Raw genomic sequence first — 386 nt, 5'->3', positions numbered from 1 at the left:
GACGGCGAAAGGCGCGCCTACACCATCTCCGCCAACGACCAGCTGACCCAGTCCAAGGACTGGAACGACGTCATCATCGCCTATCGCAACGGCGGTCCCCTGCGGATTCGCGATATCGGGCGAGCGGTCAGCGCCGCCGAAGATTCCAAGCAGGCGGCCTGGGCCAATGGCAAGCGCGGCGTGTTCCTGGTGATCTTCAAGCAGCCGGGCGCGAACGTGATCGAGACCGTGGACCGGATCAAGGCGACCCTGCCCCGCCTCGTTGCCGCGATCCCGCCCGCGATCAAGATCGAGCTCATCAGCGACCGCACCGCGACCATCCGCGCCGCGGTCGAGGACGTCCAGTTCACGCTGCTCTTGACCATTGCGCTCGTGGTCATGGTGAT

General features: G+C 65.5%; 1 protein-coding gene. It reads left to right on the top strand.

All coding sequences use genetic code 11. The features are described from left to right. Positions 1-386: efflux RND transporter permease subunit (locus tag JHD07_RS20990; RefSeq protein ID WP_291625380.1), on the top strand; the 386-nt coding region annotated here is incomplete at both ends.

Source organism: Bradyrhizobium sp. (assembly GCF_016462955.1).
Lineage (GTDB): Bacteria > Pseudomonadota > Alphaproteobacteria > Rhizobiales > Xanthobacteraceae > Bradyrhizobium.
The sequence above is the reverse complement of the archived record's forward strand: the minus strand, read 5'-3'. Positions and strand labels throughout refer to the sequence as shown.